17 protein-coding genes are annotated in these 19,445 nt (G+C 72.7%); 14 read left to right on the top strand and 3 right to left on the bottom strand.

Annotated features, from left to right (window positions below):
* The coding region (locus tag ACWDX9_RS45440; RefSeq protein ID WP_449966304.1) for a hypothetical protein at positions 1-249 on the top strand (249 nt) is incomplete at its 5' end.
* A gap of 151 nt (positions 250-400) precedes the next feature.
* Positions 401-1,789 (top strand): MFS transporter, encoded by a 1,389-nt coding sequence (locus ACWDX9_RS45435; RefSeq protein ID WP_449966302.1) that lies wholly within the window; start codon positions 401-403, stop codon positions 1,787-1,789.
* A gap of 22 nt (positions 1,790-1,811) precedes the next feature.
* On the opposite strand, the gene ACWDX9_RS45430 is transcribed toward ACWDX9_RS45435, so the two are convergent.
* Positions 1,812-2,462 carry a TetR/AcrR family transcriptional regulator gene (locus ACWDX9_RS45430; RefSeq protein WP_449966299.1) on the bottom strand — a complete coding sequence of 217 codons (651 nt, stop codon included), beginning with the start codon at positions 2,460-2,462 and terminating at the stop codon, positions 1,812-1,814.
* A gap of 76 nt (positions 2,463-2,538) precedes the next feature.
* Between ACWDX9_RS45430 and ACWDX9_RS45425 the strand changes: the two genes are divergently transcribed.
* Positions 2,539-4,113 (top strand): ABC-F family ATP-binding cassette domain-containing protein, encoded by a 1,575-nt coding sequence (locus tag ACWDX9_RS45425; protein WP_449966296.1) that lies wholly within the window; start codon positions 2,539-2,541, stop codon positions 4,111-4,113.
* Here the strand turns inward: ACWDX9_RS45425 and ACWDX9_RS45420 are convergent.
* Positions 4,110-5,315, bottom strand: a complete 1,206-nt coding sequence (locus ACWDX9_RS45420; RefSeq protein WP_449966294.1) for an ROK family transcriptional regulator — start codon at positions 5,313-5,315, stop codon at positions 4,110-4,112. The genes ACWDX9_RS45425 and ACWDX9_RS45420 overlap by 4 nt on opposite strands.
* A gap of 151 nt (positions 5,316-5,466) precedes the next feature.
* Between ACWDX9_RS45420 and zwf the strand changes: the two genes are divergently transcribed.
* The 4 genes from zwf (at position 5,467) to eda (ending at position 10,680) form a co-directional block, all read left to right on the top strand.
* Positions 5,467-6,930 carry a glucose-6-phosphate dehydrogenase gene (gene zwf / locus ACWDX9_RS45415; RefSeq protein WP_449966292.1) on the top strand — a complete coding sequence of 488 codons (1,464 nt, stop codon included), beginning with the start codon at positions 5,467-5,469 and terminating at the stop codon, positions 6,928-6,930.
* A 41-nt stretch (positions 6,931-6,971) separates the two neighbouring features.
* Positions 6,972-8,915 (top strand): phosphogluconate dehydratase, encoded by a 1,944-nt coding sequence (gene edd, locus ACWDX9_RS45410; RefSeq protein ID WP_449966290.1) that lies wholly within the window; start codon positions 6,972-6,974, stop codon positions 8,913-8,915.
* A 112-nt stretch (positions 8,916-9,027) separates the two neighbouring features.
* On the top strand, positions 9,028-9,993 hold the full coding sequence (gene glk / locus ACWDX9_RS45405) for a glucokinase (protein WP_449966289.1): 966 nt from the start codon (positions 9,028-9,030) through the stop codon (positions 9,991-9,993).
* Positions 9,994-10,068: 75 nt separating this feature from the next.
* The gene (gene eda / locus ACWDX9_RS45400; RefSeq protein ID WP_364247313.1) at positions 10,069-10,680 is read left to right on the top strand and encodes a bifunctional 4-hydroxy-2-oxoglutarate aldolase/2-dehydro-3-deoxy-phosphogluconate aldolase; all 612 of its coding nucleotides are present in this window, start codon (positions 10,069-10,071) and stop codon (positions 10,678-10,680) included.
* Positions 10,681-10,704: 24 nt separating this feature from the next.
* On the opposite strand, the gene ACWDX9_RS45395 is transcribed toward eda, so the two are convergent.
* Positions 10,705-11,613 (bottom strand): LysR family transcriptional regulator, encoded by a 909-nt coding sequence (locus tag ACWDX9_RS45395; protein ID WP_449966286.1) that lies wholly within the window; start codon positions 11,611-11,613, stop codon positions 10,705-10,707.
* Between the two features lie 85 nt (positions 11,614-11,698).
* On the opposite strand from ACWDX9_RS45395, the gene ACWDX9_RS45390 reads away from it, so the two are divergent.
* The 7 genes from ACWDX9_RS45390 to ACWDX9_RS45360 form a co-directional block, all read left to right on the top strand.
* Entirely contained in the window at positions 11,699-12,559 is an 861-nt protein-coding gene (locus ACWDX9_RS45390) for an FAD binding domain-containing protein (protein ID WP_397369902.1), read from the top strand.
* Position 12,560: 1 nt separating this feature from the next.
* Positions 12,561-13,055, top strand: coding sequence for a (2Fe-2S)-binding protein (locus tag ACWDX9_RS45385; RefSeq protein ID WP_350726890.1), 495 nt, complete (start codon positions 12,561-12,563; stop codon positions 13,053-13,055).
* Positions 13,052-15,400, top strand: coding sequence for an aerobic carbon-monoxide dehydrogenase large subunit (locus tag ACWDX9_RS45380; protein ID WP_449966283.1), 2,349 nt, complete (start codon positions 13,052-13,054; stop codon positions 15,398-15,400). Before ACWDX9_RS45385 ends, ACWDX9_RS45380 begins: the two co-directional genes overlap by 4 nt.
* On the top strand, positions 15,397-16,128 hold the full coding sequence (locus tag ACWDX9_RS45375; RefSeq protein ID WP_449966280.1) for an XdhC family protein: 732 nt from the start codon (positions 15,397-15,399) through the stop codon (positions 16,126-16,128). The genes ACWDX9_RS45380 and ACWDX9_RS45375 overlap by 4 nt, the downstream gene beginning before the upstream one ends.
* 118 nt (positions 16,129-16,246) lie before the next feature.
* The gene (locus ACWDX9_RS45370) at positions 16,247-17,005 is read left to right on the top strand and encodes an IclR family transcriptional regulator (protein ID WP_449966277.1); all 759 of its coding nucleotides are present in this window, start codon (positions 16,247-16,249) and stop codon (positions 17,003-17,005) included.
* A 212-nt stretch (positions 17,006-17,217) separates the two neighbouring features.
* Entirely contained in the window at positions 17,218-18,372 is a 1,155-nt protein-coding gene (locus ACWDX9_RS45365; protein ID WP_449966274.1) for a cytochrome P450, read from the top strand.
* A 111-nt stretch (positions 18,373-18,483) separates the two neighbouring features.
* Positions 18,484-19,445 (top strand): serine/threonine-protein kinase (locus tag ACWDX9_RS45360; protein ID WP_449966272.1); only part of this gene is annotated, 962 nt, incomplete at its 3' end.

The raw sequence follows: 19,445 nt of genomic DNA, 5'->3' as shown, positions 1-19,445 counted from the left end.
GCTGAGCAGCGGCCCTTCGGCTACGAAGGGGCGGCCGCCGCCTGCACCGTACTCGACCTGCTCACGCTGAACCGCCGCCACGCCGCCCGGCCGCACGCACGTTCCGCCCGGCCAGACGCGCCACCCCGGAAAGCGCTAAACCTCTCTTCACGGCTGCGCACGCCGCGGTCTTCAGGCCTGTCCTTTACGGCTGCGCACGGTGAGCCGCACGCGCCGACGTCGGTTTCCGCCTGTCATGGCCGGTCGTGAAGGCTCACGGGCTGCTCGCCGTGACGACGCGCACTCTTGACCGGCTCCGTGGCAATCCCCGCCCGGAAGAATCTTGGTCTCGTTGTGGAATGAAGCATTCCGTTCTGCTATTCTGGAACAGAACAAGCCGTTCCAATTCAGGAGGCCGTGGATGACCATCCTCGACACCCGCCCCGCGCAGACGCCCGCCACCCCCGCCCCCTACAAGTGGCGCTGGCCCGCGCTCGCGGTGGTCCTCGCCGGTTCGGTGATGGAGCTGCTCGACGCGACCGTCACCAACGTCGCCGGCCCGACGATGCGGGCCGACCTCGGCGGCGGCGCCTCCCTGATCCAGTGGCTCGGCGCGGCCTACACCCTCGCCATGACCGCGGGCCTGCTGACCGGCGGGCGGCTCGGGGACATCGTGGGACGCAAGCGCATGTTCCTCATCGGCGTCGTCGGGTTCACCGTCGGGTCGCTGCTGTGCGCGCTGGCCGCCTCCCCCGAGACGATCATCGCGGCCAGGGTCGTGCAGGGGCTGTTCGGGGCGGCGATGATCCCCCAGGGCATGGGGCTGATGAAGGAGATGTTCCCGCCCAAGGAGCTGGCGGTCGCGATGGGGATGTTCGGGCCGGTCATGGGGCTGTCCGCGGTGGGTGGGCCGATCCTGGCGGGCGCGCTGACCAGCGTCGACTGGCGGCTGATCTTCCTGATCAACCTGCCGATCGGGGCCGCCGCCGCGCTGGCCGCCCTGCGCTTCCTGCCCGCCTCCCGCCCGGTCAAGGGCGTGCGGCTCGATCTGCCGGGCGCCGTGCTCGCCTCCGCGGGCACCGTTCTCATGGTCTTCCCGCTGGTCCAGGGGCGCGAGAGCGGCTGGCCGGCGTGGGCGTTCGCGATGATGGCGGCCTCCGCGGCGGTGTTCGCGGTCTTCGCGGCCTACGAGAAGCGCAGGGCCCGGCGCGGCGGCGACCCGCTGGTGGCGCCCAGCCTGTTCGGCAAGCGGGCGTTCGTCTCGGGCATGGCGACCGGCACGATCTACTTCGCCGCCTTCACCGGGTTCTTCCTCGTGATCGGCCTCTACACCCAGCTCGGCCTGGGCTACTCCCCGCTCAAGGCGGCGCTGACCAGCGTGCCCTCGTCGCTGGGCATGATCGCGGGCATGGGCGTCGCGCAGGCCGCCCGCAGGCACGGCCGCAAGGTGCTGCTGTCCGGCGCGATCGTCATGGGGCTCGGCGTGACCGGTGTGATCGCCGTCGCCTCCCCCGGGGTCACGCCGTGGCAGCTCGCCCCGGCGCTGGCGGTGGCCGGACTGGGCAGCGGGCTGATCATGAGCCCGTACTTCAGCATCGTGATGGCCGCCGTCGAGCCCCAGGAGACCGGCTCCGCCTCCGGCGCGCTGACCGCGCTCCAGCAGGTGGGCGGGGCGCTGGGCCTGGCCCTGCTGGGCACCCTCTACTTCGGCACCGGGAGCGTCACGATCACGCTGTGGGTGGCGGCCGGGATGATCGCCACGACGTTCGCGGTCGGCCTGATGCTCCCGAAGCAGGCCCGCGAGGACTGACGGTCCCCCGAAGGCGGCCGGCTCACCCGAGCCGGCCGCCTTCGCGTCTACGCGACTGCTCCATGCCGTCCAGCAGGTAGCCGAGGCCCTCGTCGAACGTGGCGTCCCACGCGTGGTCGAGGCCGTGCTCGGCGAGGGCCGGGTAACGGTCGGCGCGCTCCCTGAGGAACTCGCCGGTGTCGTCCCGGTCGCGGTCCTGCCAGGTCACCTGCATGACGACCGAGCCCATGACGTAGTTGGACAGGCTGTAGGCGGCGGGCTTGGGGGCGGCGAAGCCGGCGGCGGCCAGGGTCGCGTAGAGGAACTCGGTGCGCTCCAGCGCGTTCGGCCCCATGAGCGGGCGGTCGAGGATGGTGGCCGACCACGGATGCCGCAGCAGGGCCGCGCGCCAGCCGCCGATGAGCTCGCGGACGGCCCCCTGCCACCCGGAGCCGCCCGCCGGCAGCCGCACCTCCCCGAAGACGGCGTCCAGGGCCAGGTCGAGGACGTCGTCCTTGGTCTTGACGTGCCAGTAAAGCGTGGTCGAGCCGGTGTCGAGCCGCTCGGCCAGGCGGCGCATGGTCAGCCGGGCCACGCCTTCCTCGTCCAGCAGCGCGACCGCCTCGGCCACGATCCGGTCGAGCGTCAGCGTCTGCCTCGGCGCCTTCTGGGGGCGCGACCACACGGTTCCCACCCGGAGATAATACGTTGTTCTAGCGACTGGATCGATGGTCTAGTTAGTCGAACGACGATCGAGTGGGGTGGCCGTCATGGGGCACATCGAGGTGAGCGCGCTGACGTACCTGCTGCCGGACGGGCGGCCGCTGCTGCTGGAGACGTCCTTCAAGGTGGGCGCCGGCGCCAAGGCGGCGCTCGTCGGGCCGAACGGCGCGGGCAAGACCACGCTGCTGCGGCTGATCGCGGGCGAGCTGGCCCCGTCGGACGGCCGCGTCGCGAGCAGCGGCGGGATCGGGGTGATGCGGCAGTTCCTCGGCGCCGGCACCGTGCACGACCTGCTGCTCAATGTCGCCCCGCGGCGCGTGCGCGACGCCGCCGCCGCGCTGGAGGCGACCGGGGCGGCGATCGCCCGGAGCGACGACGAGCCCGCCCAGCTCGCCTACGCGCAGGCCATCGCCGACTACGCCGACGCGGGCGGCTACGAGCTGGAGGTGGTGTGGGACGTGTGCGCCACCGAGGCTCTGGGGCTGCCGTACGAGCGGGTCAAGGGCAGGGAGCTGGGCACGCTGTCGGGCGGGGAGCAGAAGCGGCTCATGCTGGAAGCCCTGCTGCGCGGGCCGGACGAGGTGCTGCTGCTGGACGAGCCCGACAACTACCTGGACGTGCGGGCCAAGCAGTGGCTGGAGCGGGCGATCAGGGGCTCGGCCAAGACGGTGCTGCTCGTCTCGCACGACCGGCAGCTGCTGGCCGAGGCCGCCGACCGGATCATCACGGTGGAGGGGCGCGGGGTGTGGGTGCACGGCGGCGGGTTCGCGACGTACGCCGAGGCCCGCAGGCGGCGCAAGGAGCGCCTCGAAGAGCTGCGCAGGCGCTGGGAGGACGAGCGGGCCAGGCTGCGCCGGCTGGTCCACACGCTGCGCCAGCGCTCGGCGAACAACGACGCGCTGGCGGGGGCGTACCAGTCGGCCGTCACGAGGCTGGAGCGGTTCGAGCGGGCGGGGCCGCCGCAGCGCGCGCCGAAGGAGCAGAACGTCCGGATGCGGCTGCGCGGCGGGCGCACCGGGAAGCGGGCGGTGACCTGTGAGGACCTGGAGCTCACCGGGCTGCTGCGGCCGTTCTCCACCGAGGTCTGGTACGGCGAGCGGGTCGGCGTGCTGGGCCGGAACGGCACCGGCAAGTCCCACTTCCTGCGCCTGCTGGCGGGCGAGCCGATCGCGCACACCGGCGTGGCCCGCCTGGGCGCCAGGGTGTCAGCCGGGCATTTCACCCAGACCCACGCGCGGCCCGACCTGGTCGGGCGGGCCGCCGCCGACGTGGTGATGCGGGAGCACGCGCTGACCCGCAACGAGGCGATGGCGGCGCTGGCCCGGTACGAGCTGGCGCCGGCGGGCGGGCAGCCGTTCGAGACGCTGTCGGGCGGGCAGCAGGCCCGGCTGCAGATCCTGCTGCTGGAGCTGTCGGGGGCGACGCTGCTGCTGCTCGACGAGCCGACGGACAACCTCGACCTGGCCAGCGCGGAGGCGCTCCAGCAGGGGCTCGCGGGGTTCGAGGGGACGGTGCTGGCGGTCACGCACGACCGCTGGTTCGCCGCCGACCTCGACCGCCATCTGGTGTTCGGCGCGGACGGGCTCGTGCGGGAGAGCGACCTGCCCCGCTGGGACCTTTAGGGGGCCGCGACGCGCTCGCGGCGCAGAGCCGTGACCGTCATGGTCTCGTCCACGGCGTCCGGCGAGAGCACGTGGTCGAGCACCATCACCGCGCACCCGCTGATGCCCGCGCCCGCTCCCAGCCGGCTCGGCTCGATGCGCAGCCGCCGGGTGGCCAGGGCCGTGGAGCGGCGGTAGACGACCTCGCGGATGCTCGACACCAGCGGACCGAACGCCTCGGCCACGTCGCCGCCCAGCACCACCACCGACGGGTTGAGGATGTTGACCGCCCCGGCCAGCACCTCGCCGATCCGGCGGCCGGCCTCGCGCACCGTGGCCATCGTCTCGGCGTCGCCCGCGCGCACCAGCGCGGTCACGTCCGCGATCGTCTTGACGTCCTTGCCCTGGGCCCGCAGGTCGCGCAGCAGCGCGGTGCCGCTGGCCACGGAGTCGACGCAGCCGGTGTTGCCGCAGCGGCACAGCACGTCGCCGCCGTCGAGCACGGGGATGTGCCCGATCTCGCCCGCCGCGCCCAGCGCGCCGCGCAGGATGCCGCCCCCGGCGATCACGCCCGCGCCGATCCGCGTCGAGATCTTCACGAACATCAGGTCGTCCAGGTCGGGGTAGGCGCCGCGGTGCTCGCCGATGGCCAGCACGTTGACGTCGTTGTCCACGAGCACGGGAACGGGGAAGCGCTCGCGGATGATCGGCGGGATCACCACGCCGGTCCACGAGGCCATCACGCGGGCGCTCTCGGCGCGTCCCTGCGCGAACTCGACCGTGGCCGGCACGCCCATCCCGACGCCTCTGAGCATCGAGCGGGGCCGGTCGCCGAGCAGCTCGTCCCAGGAATCCATGATCACCGGGAGCACGACGTCGGGCCCCTGCTCCACGTCCATCGCGAACTCGCGCCCGGCCAGCTCCCGCCCGGCCAGGTCGCAGACGGCCACCCGGGTGCGGCTGGCGCCGAGCGCCGCCACCAGCACCACGCCGCCCGTGGCGTTGAACTCCAGCCGGACCGGCGGCCGCCCGCCCGTGGACGGGGCGTCGTCGCGCTCCACGACCAGGCCGCGTTCCAGCAGCTCACCCACGCGCAGCTGCACGGCGGGGCGCGACAGACCGGTGACCCGGCCCAGGTCGGCCCGCGTCGCGGCCTCTCCGGTGCGGATGAGGCGGAGCACCTCACCACTGGTGGCGAGGGTCGCGGCGGTACGTCGAGGCATCGGCTAAGTGAATCACATGGGGTTAGGTCATGAAAAGTCCAGACTTTTTTATCTCAAATGCCAAAACTCCGCTTGTGTGGGACCCAAACTCTCGTTAGTGTCCGTTCTGTCCCTGCTTGGTAGATCATCGGAGTCCGCAACCGTGTCCCCCGTGTCGACAACGCCCGCCCACACCGCCGACCTCGTCGTCTTCGGCGGCACCGGCGACCTGTCCATGCGCAAGCTGCTCCCGGCGCTCTACCACAGCGACAGGGACGGCCGGCTCTCCCCGGAGACCCGCGTCATCGCCATGTCCAGGGGCGGCCTGACCGACGCCGACTTCCGCGGCAAGGTGGACGCCGAGGTACGCGACCAGGTCCCGATCGACGACCCCGCCATGTGGCAGCGCTTCCTCGGCCGCCTGCACCACGTGTCGGTCGACGTCGGGGGCGCCGACAAGTCGGGCTGGGGGGCGCTGAGCCGGCTGCTGGCCGGGCACGAGCAGCGCGACCGGGTCTTCTACCTGGCCAGCCCGCCCCGCACCTTCGGCCCCTTCTGCCGCGAGCTGGAGGAGGCCGGGCTGGTCACGCCGCTCTCGCGGGTGGTGCTGGAGAAGCCGCTGGGCCACGACCTGCCGAGCGCGCAGCGGATCAACGACGAGGTCGGCGCCATCTTCGACGAGCGCCAGATCTTCCGCATCGACCACTACCTGGGCAAGGAGACCGTCCAGAACCTGCTGGTCCTGCGCTTCGCCAACGCCTTCCTCGAGCCGATCTGGAACTCCCTGTGGATCGACCACGTCCAGATCACCGCCGCCGAGACCGTCGGCACGCCGGGCCGGCGCGGCTACTACGACCACGCGGGCGCGCTGCGCGACATGGTGCAGAACCACCTGCTCCAGCTCCTCACGCTGACCGCGATGGAGCCGCCGGCCCGCAACGACCGCGAGGCCATCCGCGACGAGAAGGTCAAGGTGCTGCAGGCGCTGCGCCCGATCACGGGCACGGAGGTCGACCGCTTCACCGTGCGGGGCCAGTACACCGAGGCCGGCGAGATGCCGGGCTACCTCGACGAGCCCGCCTCCACGCCGCCGACGGACGCCTCGCGGCGGGTGGAGACGTTCACCGCGATCCGGGCCGAGATCAAGAACTGGCGATGGGCGGGGGTGCCGTTCTACCTGCGGACCGGCAAGCGGATGCCGTACCGCAGGTCGGAGATCGTGGTGCAGTTCAAGGACGTGCCGCACTCCATCTTCCCCGGTGGCACGCCGAACCGCCTGGTGCTGCGCCTGCAGCCGGAAGAGGGCATCGAGCTGCACATCATGGCCAAGGAGCCGGGCGCGGGCGAGGTGACGCTGAAGCCGGTGCCGATGTCGCTGAGCTTCGGCAAGACGTTCACGGCGCGGGTGCCCGAGGCGTACGAGCGGCTGCTGACGGACGTGCTGGCCGGGAACCCGACGCTGTTCATGCGGCGTGACGAGGTGGAGGCGGCCTGGCGCTGGATCGACCCGATCCTGTCGACCTGGGAGTCGTCCGGGGACCTGCCCGAGCCCTACCCCGCCGGGACCACCGGTCCCGCCGGAGCCCACGAACTGCTCGGCCGCAGCGGTCGCGAGTGGCACGAGGAGGACGTGTGAACAATCGATTCCGGGTTCATGGACCCGAAGAAGGAGGCACCGTGAACCCCGTCATCCAGGACGTCACCGACCGCATCGCCGAGCGGAGCGCCACCAGCCGGGCCGCGTACCTGGCGCGCATCCGGCGCGACGGCGAGGCCGCCAGGGCGAAGGGCCCGGCCCGCGCCCACCTCGGCTGCGCGAACCTGGCGCACGGCTTCGCCGGCGCGCCCGCTGACGACAAGCTCACGCTACGCGGCGCTGCCAAGCCGGGCGTGGCGATCGTGACGAGCTACAACGACATGCTCTCGGCGCACCAGCCGTACGAGACGTACCCGCCGGAGCTGAAGGCCGCGGTGCGCAAGGCCGGCGGCGTGGCGCAGGTGGCGGGTGGCGTGCCCGCGATGTGCGACGGCATCACGCAGGGGCGGCCCGGCATGGAGCTGTCCCTCTACAGCCGCGACGTGATCGCGATGGCCGCAGCGATCGCGCTGTCGCACGACATGTTCGACGCCTCGCTGCTGCTGGGCGTGTGCGACAAGATCGTGCCCGGCCTGTTCATCGGGGCGCTGCACTTCGGTCACCTGCCCGCGATCTTCGTCCCGGCCGGGCCGATGACCTCGGGCCTGCCGAACAAGGTCAAGGCGCGCACCCGCCAGCTCTTCGCCGAGGGCAAGGTGGGCCGCGACGAGCTGCTCGACGCCGAGGCGAAGTCGTACCACTCCCCCGGCACCTGCACCTTCTACGGCACCGCCAACTCCAACCAGGCGCTGATGGAGGTCATGGGCCTGCACCTGCCCGGCTCGACCTTCGTCAACCCGCACACCGAGCTGCGCCACGCCCTCACCGAGGCGGCCGGGCGCCGCGCGGTGGAGATCACCGCGCACGGCTCGGAGTACACGCCGATCGGCGAGCTGGTCGACGAGAAGGCCATCGTGAACGCCTGCGTCGCCCTGCTGGCCACCGGCGGGTCCACGAACCACACGATCCACCTGGTCGCCATGGCCGCCGCCGCGGGCATCGTACTGACCTGGGACGACTTCGCCCGCCTGTCGCGGGTCGTGCCGTCCCTCACCAAGATCTACCCGAACGGCCAGGCGGACGTGAACCACTTCCGCGACGCCGGCGGCATGCAGGTCCTCATCGGCGACCTGCTGGACGAGGGCCTGCTGCACGGGGACGTCATGACCGTGGCCGGGCCGGGCCTCGACCGCTACCGCGAGGCTCCCGAGCTGGTGGACGGCGAGCTGGTGTGGGCGCCGGTCACCGGCGGCAGCTCCGACCTGGACGTGCTGCGTCCGGTCGCGGCGCCGTTCTCGGCGGACGGCGGGATCCACATGCTGTCGGGCAACCTGGGCCGGGCCGTCTCCAAGGTCTCGGCGGTCAAGCAGGAGCACCTGGTGATCGAGGCGCCGGCGAAGGTGTTCGACGACCAGCTGGAGCTGCTGCGGGCGTTCGAGGCCGGCGAGCTGGAAGGGCAGGACTTCGTGGCGGTCATCCGCTACCAGGGTCCGAGCGCGAACGGCATGCCCGAGCTGCACAAGCTCACGCCGCCGCTGGCCGTGCTGCTCGACCGGGGGCAGCGGGTCGCGATCGTCACGGACGGCCGCATGTCCGGCGCGTCCGGGAAGGTGCCCGCGGCCATCCACCTGTCGCCCGAGGCCGCCGACGGCGGGCCGATCGCCCTGGTGCGGGACGGCGACATGATCAGGCTGGACTCGACGGCGGGGACGCTTGAGCTGCAGGTGCCCGCCGAGGAGCTGTCCCGCCGCCTGCCGGAGGGCCGCCCGCTGAGCGACGCGCAGTGGGTGGGGACCGGGCGCGAGCTGTTCGCGGCCTTCCGCCGGATGGCGGGCCACGCGGAGCAGGGCGCCGGGATCTTCGGCATCAGCGGCGCCGAGTCCCCCGACCACGGCCCCGGCCTGGGCTTCCTCGCCGAGGCCGGCGCCTCGCACCTGGAGACGGGCGCCCCGGTCGGCGCCCAGCACGCCGGGCTGGCGAGGTGACGGCTCAGAAGTCGATGGCTCGCCGTCCCGTCTGGGACGGCGAGAGCGTTCGTGGGATCCTTCGGTTCATGGCGAGCGATCTTGACGCCGCCCTGGACGCCGGAGGTATGTGGTGAGTGCCTTTGACCTTCCGTGGCTGGTCGCCGACATCGGCGGGACCAACGCCCGGTTCGGCCTGGTCACCTCGTCGGGAGCGCGGCCGGCCAACGTCGCGGTCCTGGCGGGGTCCGACTACCCGACCCTCCCCGAAGCCGTAGCCGCCTATCTCGCGGAACACGCGGGCGGAGTGCGACCGGGGGCGGCGTGCCTGGCTCTGGCCGGGCCGATCGACGGCGACCGCTACCGGCTCACGAACTCCGCGTGGGCCGGGTCCGTACGGGATCTCGGCGTGCCGTACGCGGCGCTGCTCAACGACTTCGAGGCGCTGGCGGTGTCGCTGCCGCACCTGGAGGGCGACGACCTGGTCTCGCTGGGCGGCCCCGAGCCGGGTCACGGGGTCAAGGCCGTGCTGGGGCCGGGGACCGGCCTCGGCGTGGGCGGGCTGGTGCCCGCGGAGCACGGCTGGACGCCGATCCCGGGCGAGGGCGGGCACGTCACGGTGCCGGTGGTGGACCGGCGGGAGCTGGAGATCGTCCAGGTCCTGCAGTCGCAGGGGTTGCCGCACGTGGTGGCCGAGCACGTGCTGTCCGGACCTGGGCTGGTCCGGCTGCACCGGGCGCTCGCCCAGGTGAACGGCGTCGCCGCCCCCGACCTGACCGCCTCGGACATCGTGGCCCGGCTGGACGACTCGCTGTGCGCCGAGACGGTGGAGGTGTTCTGCGGGATGCTGGGCAGCTTCGCCGGGAACGTGGCCCTGACCCTCGGCGCGCGGGGCGGGGTGTATCTGGGCGGCGGAGTGCTCCCCCGTATCGTGGAACGCGTGCGCACCAGCAGCTTCCGGGCCCGCTTCGCCGAAAATCCGGACATGGCCCACTACCTGGAGGCCATCGGCACCGCGCTGATCGTCGCCCCGCAGCCGGCGCTGACGGGCGCGGCGGCCTGGCTGGCCCAGCGCGCCCGCCGGGAACTGGTGGGATGACCGCGTGGACTTGTCCGGGCGGACCTGTACGTGACTAGACGGCCGTCAACGGGCCGACGAGGAGAAGAAGAACCCATGAGCCTGCTCGATCTCGCCCCGGTGATCCCCGTCGTGGTGATCGACGACGTGGAGAGCGCCGTGCCGATGGCCAGGGCGCTGGTCGCCGGCGGCCTGCCGGTCATCGAGGTGACCCTGCGGACCCCGGCCGCGCGCGAGGCCATCGCCCGGATCGCGGCCGAGGTGCCCGAGGCGACCGTGGGAGCGGGGACCATCCGCAGCTCGGAGGACATCGCGGCGTCGGTGGCCGCCGGTGCGCGGTTCCTGGTCTCGCCGGGGACGACCCTGTCGCTGGTCGAGGCGATGGATTCGAGCGGCGTCCCGTACCTGCCGGGGGCGGCCACCGTGTCCGAGGTGATGGCGCTGGTCGAGCGGGGGGTCAAGGAGCTGAAGTTCTTCCCCGCCGAGGCCGCGGGCGGCATCCCCTACCTCAAGGCGCTGGCCGGGCCGCTGCCGGACGTGCGCTTCTGCCCGACGGGCGGGATCCGGGTGAACACGGCGGCCGACTATCTCGCGCTGCCGAACGTGGGCTGTGTCGGCGGCACCTGGCTGACCCCGGCCGACGCGCTGGCCACCGGCGACTGGGGCCGCGTCGAGAAGCTCGCCTCGGAGGCCGCGGCGCTGCGCTGAGCGCGGCGGAGGCTGCGGTAGGCCTCAGCTCCAGATCGACACGTGGATCGGGGGGCGGAAGCGGCTGCGGGGGATGCCGTCGTCCGGGGTGCGCATGACCTGGGTGGCGGCCGGGGTGGTGAGGAAGTCCAGGAACGTGCCCGCGGCCACCGACCGGTTCGGCGGTTCCAGGGTCGTGGCGTACCAGTACGCGGCCAGCGGGGTGGCGGCGGTCTCGACGGCCACCAGTTCGCCCCTGCGTAACTGGGACGCCACCAGGTGGGCCGTGGCGGGAGCCACGCCGGAGCCCTCGGCGGCGGCCTTCCAGGCGGCCGTCTGGTTCGCGAAGACCCGTACCTGGGACTCCGGGACCCGCAGCAGCCGCAGCAACCGGCTCGTGTCGCTCAGGGGGTCCGTCCCGGAAGGGCCCACCAGCCATTGGTCGCGGTGGCCGCGGGGCGAGCCGACCACGATGAGGCGGCAGCGCAGGACCGGGCGGCTCACCAGGCCCTCGCCGCTCACCTGGGCCCCGAGCGCGACGTCGGCCAGGCGGCTGGACAGCAGGAGCGGGATCTCGGCCGTGGCGGCCACGCCGGCGGTGGCGTCCACCGACTTGCGCTGCGTGAAGAGGCAGACGAGCGGCCCGGCCACGTACTCGGCGAGCCCGGCGTCCATGACCACGTGCAGCCCGGCGACGCGACCCGGCTGGACGGCGGCGACCGCCTCCGCGCCGAGCGCGACGATCTGCGCGGCGATCCCGAGCAGCCGCCGCCCGCCCTCGGTCAGCACCATCCGGTCGCCGCTTCGGGTCAGCAGCGGGTCGCCGAGGTGCCTGCGGAGCTGGGCCAGTGACTGGGAGACGGCGGGCTCGCTCACGCCCAGCGCCCGTGCCGCCGCCTTGACAGATCCCAGACGCGCGACGAAAACGAACGCCCCGAGCTGGCTGAGTGTCATCACCCCTTCATAGTTCTCCGGCGCCCATTAAGGAATCCCTTATTTGCGGATTGTCGGGACAAATCGGTGCCAGCAATGTGCAGTCATGCAGGTTCCCGCGAGATTCGAATACGAGAGAGCGGACAGCGTGCCGCACGCGCTCGAACTGCTGGCGCGCTACGGCCCCGAGGCCAGGATCGTCGCAGGTGGGCACAGCCTCATCCCGATGATGAAGCTGCGCCTGGCCCAGCCGGAGGCGTTGATCGACATCAACGGGCTGGCCGAGCTGGGGCGGATCGCCGTCGAGGGTGACGAACTGGCCATTGGCGCGCTGGTACGGCACACGGAGCTGCTGGACAGCACCACCGCCACCGACCTTTTCCCGATATTTCGGGATGCGGAGCGAGTTATTGCCGACCCGATAGTGAGAAATCGGGGGACCGTTGGCGGGTCGCTGTGCCAGGGCGACCCTTCCGAGGATTTGTCCGCCGTGTTCTCGGCGCTGCGGGCGCGGGCGGTCATCCAGGGCGCGGGCGGTCAGCGTACCGTGCCGATCAGGGACTTCCACCACGGCCCGTACGAGACCGCCGTCGGGCCGGGCGAGCTGCTGGTGCAGCTGCGCGTGCCGGTCACGGCGGGCACGGGCAGCGCGTACGAGAAGGTCGAGCGGCGCGTGGGCGACTGGCCGGTGGCCGCGGCCGGAGCGGTCGTCACCGTCCGGGACGGCGTGATCGCGCGGGCGGGCATCGGGCTGACCGCGGTCGGCGCCGAGCACTTCTGCGCTCCCGAGGCCGAGAGCTACCTCGAAGGCAGGCCGCCCGGCGGTGAGGCGTTCGCGGAGGCGGGCCGGATCGCCGCCGAGCACTGCGACCCCCACGCCGACCAGCGCGGCCCCGCCGACTACAAGCGCCACCTGGCCGCCGAGCTGACCCGGCGCGCGCTGGTCAGAGCCGCAGGGAGGATCTGACATGCGCATCACGGTCTCGGTGAACGGGCAGCCGTACACCAGGGAGGTCGAGCCCAGGCTGCTCCTCGTGCACTTCCTGCGCGACGAGCTGGGCCTGACCGGCACCCACTGGGGCTGCGACACCTCCAACTGCGGCGTCTGCACGGTGCGGCTCGACGGCGTGCCGGTCAAGTCGTGCACGGTGCTGGCGGTGATGGCCGACGGCCACGAGGTCACCACCGTGGAGGGCCTGGAACGGGACGGGGAACTGGACGCGGTGCAGAAGGGGTTCGTGGAGTGCCACGGGCTGCAGTGCGGGTTCTGCACGCCCGGCATGCTGCTCACCGCACGCGCGCTGCTCGACCGCGTGCCCGACCCCGACGAGGGCCAGATCCGCGAGGCGATCTCCGGCCAGCTGTGCCGCTGCACCGGCTACGAGAACATCGTCCGGTCCATCAGGTGGGCGGCCCAGGCGAGTCTGAATGTCGCCGAGTCCGCGACGGAGGCGAAATCATGAGCTACGGACGCATGCACCGCAAGGAGGACGCCCGCTTCGTCAGGGGCCGTGGCAACTACACCGACGACGTACGGCTGCCCGGCATGCTGTACGGCGCCGTGCTGCGCAGCCCGCACGCCCACGCCAGGATCGTCTCCATCGACACGAGCGCCGCCGAGGCCCACCCGAAGGTCAAGGCCGTCATCACCGGGCAGACCCTGGCCGGGCTCGGCCTCGCCTGGATGCCGACGCTCTCGCAGGACACCCAGGCGGTGCTGGCCACGGACAAGGTGCGCTTTCAGGGCCAGGAGGTCGCGTTCGTGGTGGCCGAGGACGCCTACTCGGCCCGCGACGCGCTGGAGCTCATCGACGTCGAGTACGACCCCCTCGACGCGGTCATCGATGCCAGGAGGGCCCTCGACCCGGACGCGCCGGTCATCCGGGACGATCTCGAAGGGCGTACCGGCAACCACATCTTCGACTGGGAGGCCGGCGACCGCGCCCGCACCGACGCCCTCTTCGAGCAGGCGGAGGTGACGGTCGCCCAGGACCTGCTCTACCCGCGCGTGCACCCGGCGCCGCTGGAGACGTGCGGCGCGCTCGCGGACTTCGACAGGGTCACCGGCAAGCTGACCGTCTGGTGCCCCACGCAGGCGCCGCACGCCCACCGGACGCTGTACGCGATGGTGGCCGGGCTGCCCGAGCACAAGATCCGGGTGATCTCCCCGGACATCGGCGGCGGTTTCGGCGGAAAAGTCGGGATATATCCCGGCTACGTGTGCGCGATCGTCGGCTCGATCGTCACCGGCAAGCCGGTCAAATGGATGGAGGACCGCTCCGAGAACCTCATGAGCACCGCCTTCGCCCGCGACTACCACATGCGCGGCGAAGTGGCGGCGACGCGTGACGGCAGGATCCAGGCGATCAGGGTCAAGGTGCTGGCCGACCACGGCGCGTTCAACGGCACGGCCCAGCCGACCAAGTTCCCGGCCGGGTTCTTCCACGTCTTCTCCGGCTCGTACGACATCGAGGCCGCCCACTGCGAGGTCACCGGCGTCTACACGAACAAGGCCCCCGGCGGCGTCGCCTACGCCTGCTCCTTCCGCGTCACCGAGGCCGTCTACCTGGTCGAGCGCATGATCGACGTACTGGCCGCCGAGCTGGACCTCGACCCGGCCGAGCTGCGGATGCGCAACCTGCTCAGACCAGAGCAGTTCCCCTACCACTCCCCCACCGGCTGGGAGTACGACTCCGGCGACTACCCCAGGGCGCTGCGCCTGGCCATGGACATGGCCGGCTACGACAAGCTCCGCGCCGAGCAGGCCGACAAGCGGGCCAGAGGTGAGCTGATGGGCATCGGCGTCAGCTTCTTCACCGAGGCCGTCGGGGCGGGCCCGCGCAAGCACATGGACATCCTCGGCCTGGGCATGGCCGACGGCGCCGAGCTGCGCGTGCACCCGACGGGCAAGGCCGTGCTGCGGGTCTCGTGCCAGTCGCAGGGCCAGGGGCACGAGACCACGTTCGCCCAGATCGTCGGGCAGGAGCTGGGCATCCCGGCCGACGACGTGGAGGTGGTGCACGGCGACACCGACCAGACGCCGTTCGGGCTGGGCACGTACGGCTCGCGCTCCACCCCCGTCTCCGGCGCGGCCACCGCCATCGTGGCCAGGAAGGTGCGCGACCGCGCCAAGATCGTGGCGGCGGCCATGCTGGAGGCCGCGCCGGACGACCTGGAGTGGGCCGACGGCAGGTGGTCGGTGGTGGGCGACCCGTCCGCCGGTAAGTCGATGGCCGAGATCGCGCTCGCCGCGCACTCCAACCTGGAGCTGCCGGAAGGCGTCGAGGGACACCTGGACGCGGCCACCGTCTACAACCCGCCCAACCTCACCTACCCGTTCGGCGCCTACATCTGCGTCGTCGACGTCGATCCGGGGACGGGGCAGGTCAAGGTGCGCAGGTTCGTGGCGGTGGACGACTGCGGCGTGCGGATCAACCCCATGATCGTCGAGGGGCAGATCCACGGCGGGCTGGCCGACGGGGTGGGGATGGCGCTCATGCAGGTGATGGCGTTCGACGAGGACGGCAACCACCTGGGGGCGTCGTTCATGGACTACCTGCTGCCGACCTCGATGGAGTGCCCGTCGTGGGAGCTGGGCGAGACCGTGACGCCCTCGCCGACGCACCCGATCGGGGCCAAGGGCGTGGGCGAGTCGGCCACCGTCGGCTCTCCCGCGGCCGTGGTCAACGCCGTGGTGGACGCGCTCAGGCCGTACGGTGTGCGGCACGCCGACATGCCGCTCACCCCGGCGAACGTCTGGCGCGTCGTCAACGGCGACCCGTTCCGCACGGACCTGGCCATCCCGTGAGCGAGTTCCTCGGTATGCCGATGTCCCGGCCGCGGCCGGCCGCCGACCTGGACGCCCGGGTCGCGCGGCTGCGGTCGGGGCGGGAGCCGTACGTGCTGGCCACGGTCGTGCGGGCGCAGCGGCCGACCAGCGCGAAGGCGGGCGACCGCGCGCTGGTGCTGCCGGACGGGACGATCGAGGGGTTCGTCGGCGGGGTCTGCGCCACCGACACCGTCCGGGCGCAGGGCCTTCGGCTGCTCGAACTCCGGCGCGCGGCGCGGACCACGCTGCTGCGGATCACGCCGGAGGCGGGCGACCCGCACGAGGAGGAGGGCCTGATCGCCGTGGGCCAGCCGTGCCTGTCCGGCGGCACGCTGGAGATCTTCCTGGAGGCCGTGCTGCCTCCCGTGCTGATCCACGTGTACGGCGACAGCCCCATCGCCCGGGCCTTCGCCGCCGTCGGCCAGGCGCTGGGGTACCAGATCGAGACCGGCCCCGGGGTCGCCGCCGACGCCGACGCCGTCCTGGTGGCCTCGCACGGTGTCGGCGAGGAGCCGATCCTGCGTGACGCGCTGGCCAAGGGCGTGCCGTACATCGGGCTGATCGCCAGCCGCAGGCGCGGTACGGCGGTGCTGGCGCGCGTGGAGGGAGGCGAGCGCGTACGGGTTCCGGCGGGTCTGGACATAGGTGCCAGAACGCCCGGTGAAGTGGCCGTTTCCGTGTACGCCGAGATCATCAGCCTGCGTTAACGGGCGGCAGCCGGGTACGCCAAGGACAGGACAACCGCAGCCCCCGGGAAGCCCCTTTCGCTCTCCGGAGAGCGAAAGGACATCAATGCCGACGGAACTGGTCCGCCAAGTGCAGAGGATGGCGGACGACCGCCCCGTGGCCCAGCCGGGCAGCCTGGAGCGGGGCATCGACATCCTGCTGGCGCTCAGCGCCGCCTCCCACCCGCTCAGCCTCTCGCAGCTGTGCCGCAGCACGGGCCTGCCCAAGTCGACCGCCCACCGCCTCCTGGGCGTGCTGTGCTCGCGCGAGCTGGCCCGGCGGGTGGGCAACGGCTACCTGCCCGGCGAGCTGCTGGAGACGATGGCCGGCATCACCCGGGCCCGCGTGCCCGGCACCCGCAAGGTCGTGCTTCCTTACCTGCTCTACCTGTACGAGGCCACCAGGCAGACGGTCAACCTGGCGGTCCCCTCCGGTTTGGAGGCCCGTTACGTCGAGCGCCTCTACGGCCACAACCGCGTCGACTCCCGCTCCGACGGCATGGACCGCGCGCCGCTCCACTGCACGGCGACCGGCAAGGCGCTGCTGGCCTTCGACCCGAGGCTGCGCCAGGAGCTGCTGGCGCGCGGCTCGTTCGAGCGGATGACGCGCCGCACCATCACCACGCTGGCCGGGCTCGAACGCGAGCTGGCCCAGGTCCGCCGGCACGGCGTGGCGTACTCGCAGGAGGAGTTCACCGAGGGCGTGGCGTGCGTGGCGGCGCCGGTGTTCGGCCCGGGCGGCCGGATCTGCATGTCCCTCGGCGTGGCCGCCCCCGTGGGCGCGGTGCCGCTCGCCAAGCTCGGCATCTCCGTGCGCGGCGCCGCCCAGGCCATCTCGGCGGCCCTCCTCGGCGCGTAGGCGTTCCGGCCATCGGAACATCTTCGCGGCCTCCGCCCGGAAGTGTTCCGGTGGCCGAGACCCCTGATTGCGAACGCGGCGCCACGGGAGATCACATCGGCATATGGACTTCCTTCCTGCTCCGGCCACCCAGGAGGCGCCCGCGGGCCGAAAGGTCAGTGCCCGCATGGCCACGGACCCGCGGGCGCCGGTCGGAGCACGGAAGGCCGCGCGTGCCTAGGGACCTCCCCCGGGCCACCGTGCTGGAGAGCCTGCGCCTGGCCGCCACGATCGTCCCGCCGGGCTTGCCGCATCTGACGCGCGGGCGCGACCCGCTGCGCTCCCGCGCGCTGCTGGCCGAGCTCGAGGCCAGATACGGCGGCCGCCCCGTCCTCGTGCGCGGCCTGCGCGGCCCCGCGCTGCTGATCATCTCCAAGCGGGACGCCCTGCGCGTGCTGTCGGAGGAGGGCGAATTCGCGCAGGGCGTCGAGCAACGCCCCTTCGGCCTGCCGACGGACGTGCTGCGCCCGACGTTCATCGACATCGCCAGGGAGGAGGCCGGGGAGCTCACCTCCGGCGTGGTCGACCACGACCGGCTGAACGCCCGGTGGCAGCGGGTGGCCAGGCGCTGCGTCTACGGCGACGGCGCGGCCGACGACGTGGAGCTCACCCGCCTGCTGACGGACCTCACGCGGGCCGGCAGGTGGCGCGACAGGCGGCGCCAGGACCTGCTCTCGGGCCGGTACGACGCCCGCATCCTCGACCACCTGCGCCGCGCCGAACCCGGCAGCCTGGCCGGCCTGATCGCGGAGAGGCCGGGGGTGGGCCGCTCGCGCGGGCTCATGCAGGCGGCGTTCTGGCTGATGGGCCTCGGCGTGATGTCGGCGGGGCTGATGCAGACCCTGGCGCTGCTGGCCGCCCACCCGGCCCAGCGCAAGTCGGCCCGCCGCGACGCCGACTACCTGCGGGCCTGCCTGCGCGAAGGGCTGCGCCTGTGGCCGCCGGTGCCGGCGCTGACGCGGGTCACCGCCACCGGGACCGACTGGTACGGCACCACCCTGCCCGCCGGCACCACCGTGCTCGTGCCGATCGCCGCGCACCAGCGCGGCTCGCGCCTGCCGTACGCGAACACCTTCGCCCCCGAGATCTGGCTGGACGGCACCGCGGCGAACGAGTGGTGGGCCAGACCGGGCTGCGACGGCGTGCACCTCACGCTCGCGGTCGGGACCGCCTTCCTGGCCGGCATCGTCCGCGCCGCCCGCCCCAAGCCGGTCGGGCGGCTGCTGTCCCCGCACCGCCCGCTCCCCCACACCCTCAACCTCTCGCGCCTGCGGGTGACGATGCGTCCCTTGCGCATCCACGGCGCTCCCTCTCCTGCTCAGAACTAGTCGCCACCGGGCAGGCACTTCCTCCGTTAGAGTCTTGGGTACAAAATGACGTGCCGGGCGGAGGAACGGTTCGGATTGAGACGGGATGACGACGGCGAGAGGACGGCTACGTTGGGGCGCTCCGCAGGCACTCCGCTGGAGCCGGAAGATCCGCCGGCGATCGGCCCCTATGAGCTGGTCAGCCGTCTCGGCTCCGGTGGCATGGGCGTGGTCTACCTCGCCAAGGCGGCCGACGGGCAGCGGGTGGCGCTCAAGGCGATCCGGCGCGACTACACGGCCGACCCGGTCTACCGGGCGCGTTTCCACGAAGAGGTGTCCAACGCGCGCAAGGTGGCCTCGTTCTGCACGGCGCGCGTGCTCGACCACGGCGAGGACCGCGGCGTCCTCTACCTCGTCACCGAGTACATCGACGGCATCTCGCTAGAGGACCACCTGATCGAGCACGGCGCGCTGTCGCCGTCGGTGCTGCACTCCGCGGCCGTCGGCGTGGCCGCCGCGCTGACCGCGATCCACGCGGCCGGGCTGGTGCACCGCGACCTCAAGCCGGCCAACGTGATGCTGACGCTGGCCGGGCCCCGGGTGATCGACTTCGGGCTGGCGCGCTCGACGCACGTCAGCTCCCGGCACACGAACGCCGGCATGGTGATGGGCACGCCCGGATGGATCGCTCCCGAGCAGGTCTTCGAGGGGCGCACCAGCCCGGCGGGCGACGTGTTCGCCTGGGGGTCGCTGATCGCCTACGCGGGGCTGGGCGGGCATCCGTTCGGCGAGGGTGACGCGTACGTGATGGCGGCCCGGGCCCGCAGCGCGCCGCCCGACCTGCGGGGGCTGCCCGCGCCCCTGGACCGGCTGGTGGCCGCGGCCATCCACCCCGACCCGGCGCGCCGGCCCGCGGCCAAGCAGCTGCTGCTGGAGCTGGTGGGGGCGGCCGACGAGCCCGCTGCGCAGCTCGCCGCCACCAAGCACCTGACCAACTCGTGGAACCCGTCGGACTTCCCGATGATGCCGCCCCCGATGCCGCCCGACCGTACGGGCGCGGTGCCGGGCGCGGGTCGCCCGCCCCGCCGGCACGC

The organism is Nonomuraea sp. NPDC003201, assembly GCF_053590415.1.
Note: the sequence above shows the minus strand (reverse complement) of the source record. Positions and strands in the feature narration are given on the sequence as shown.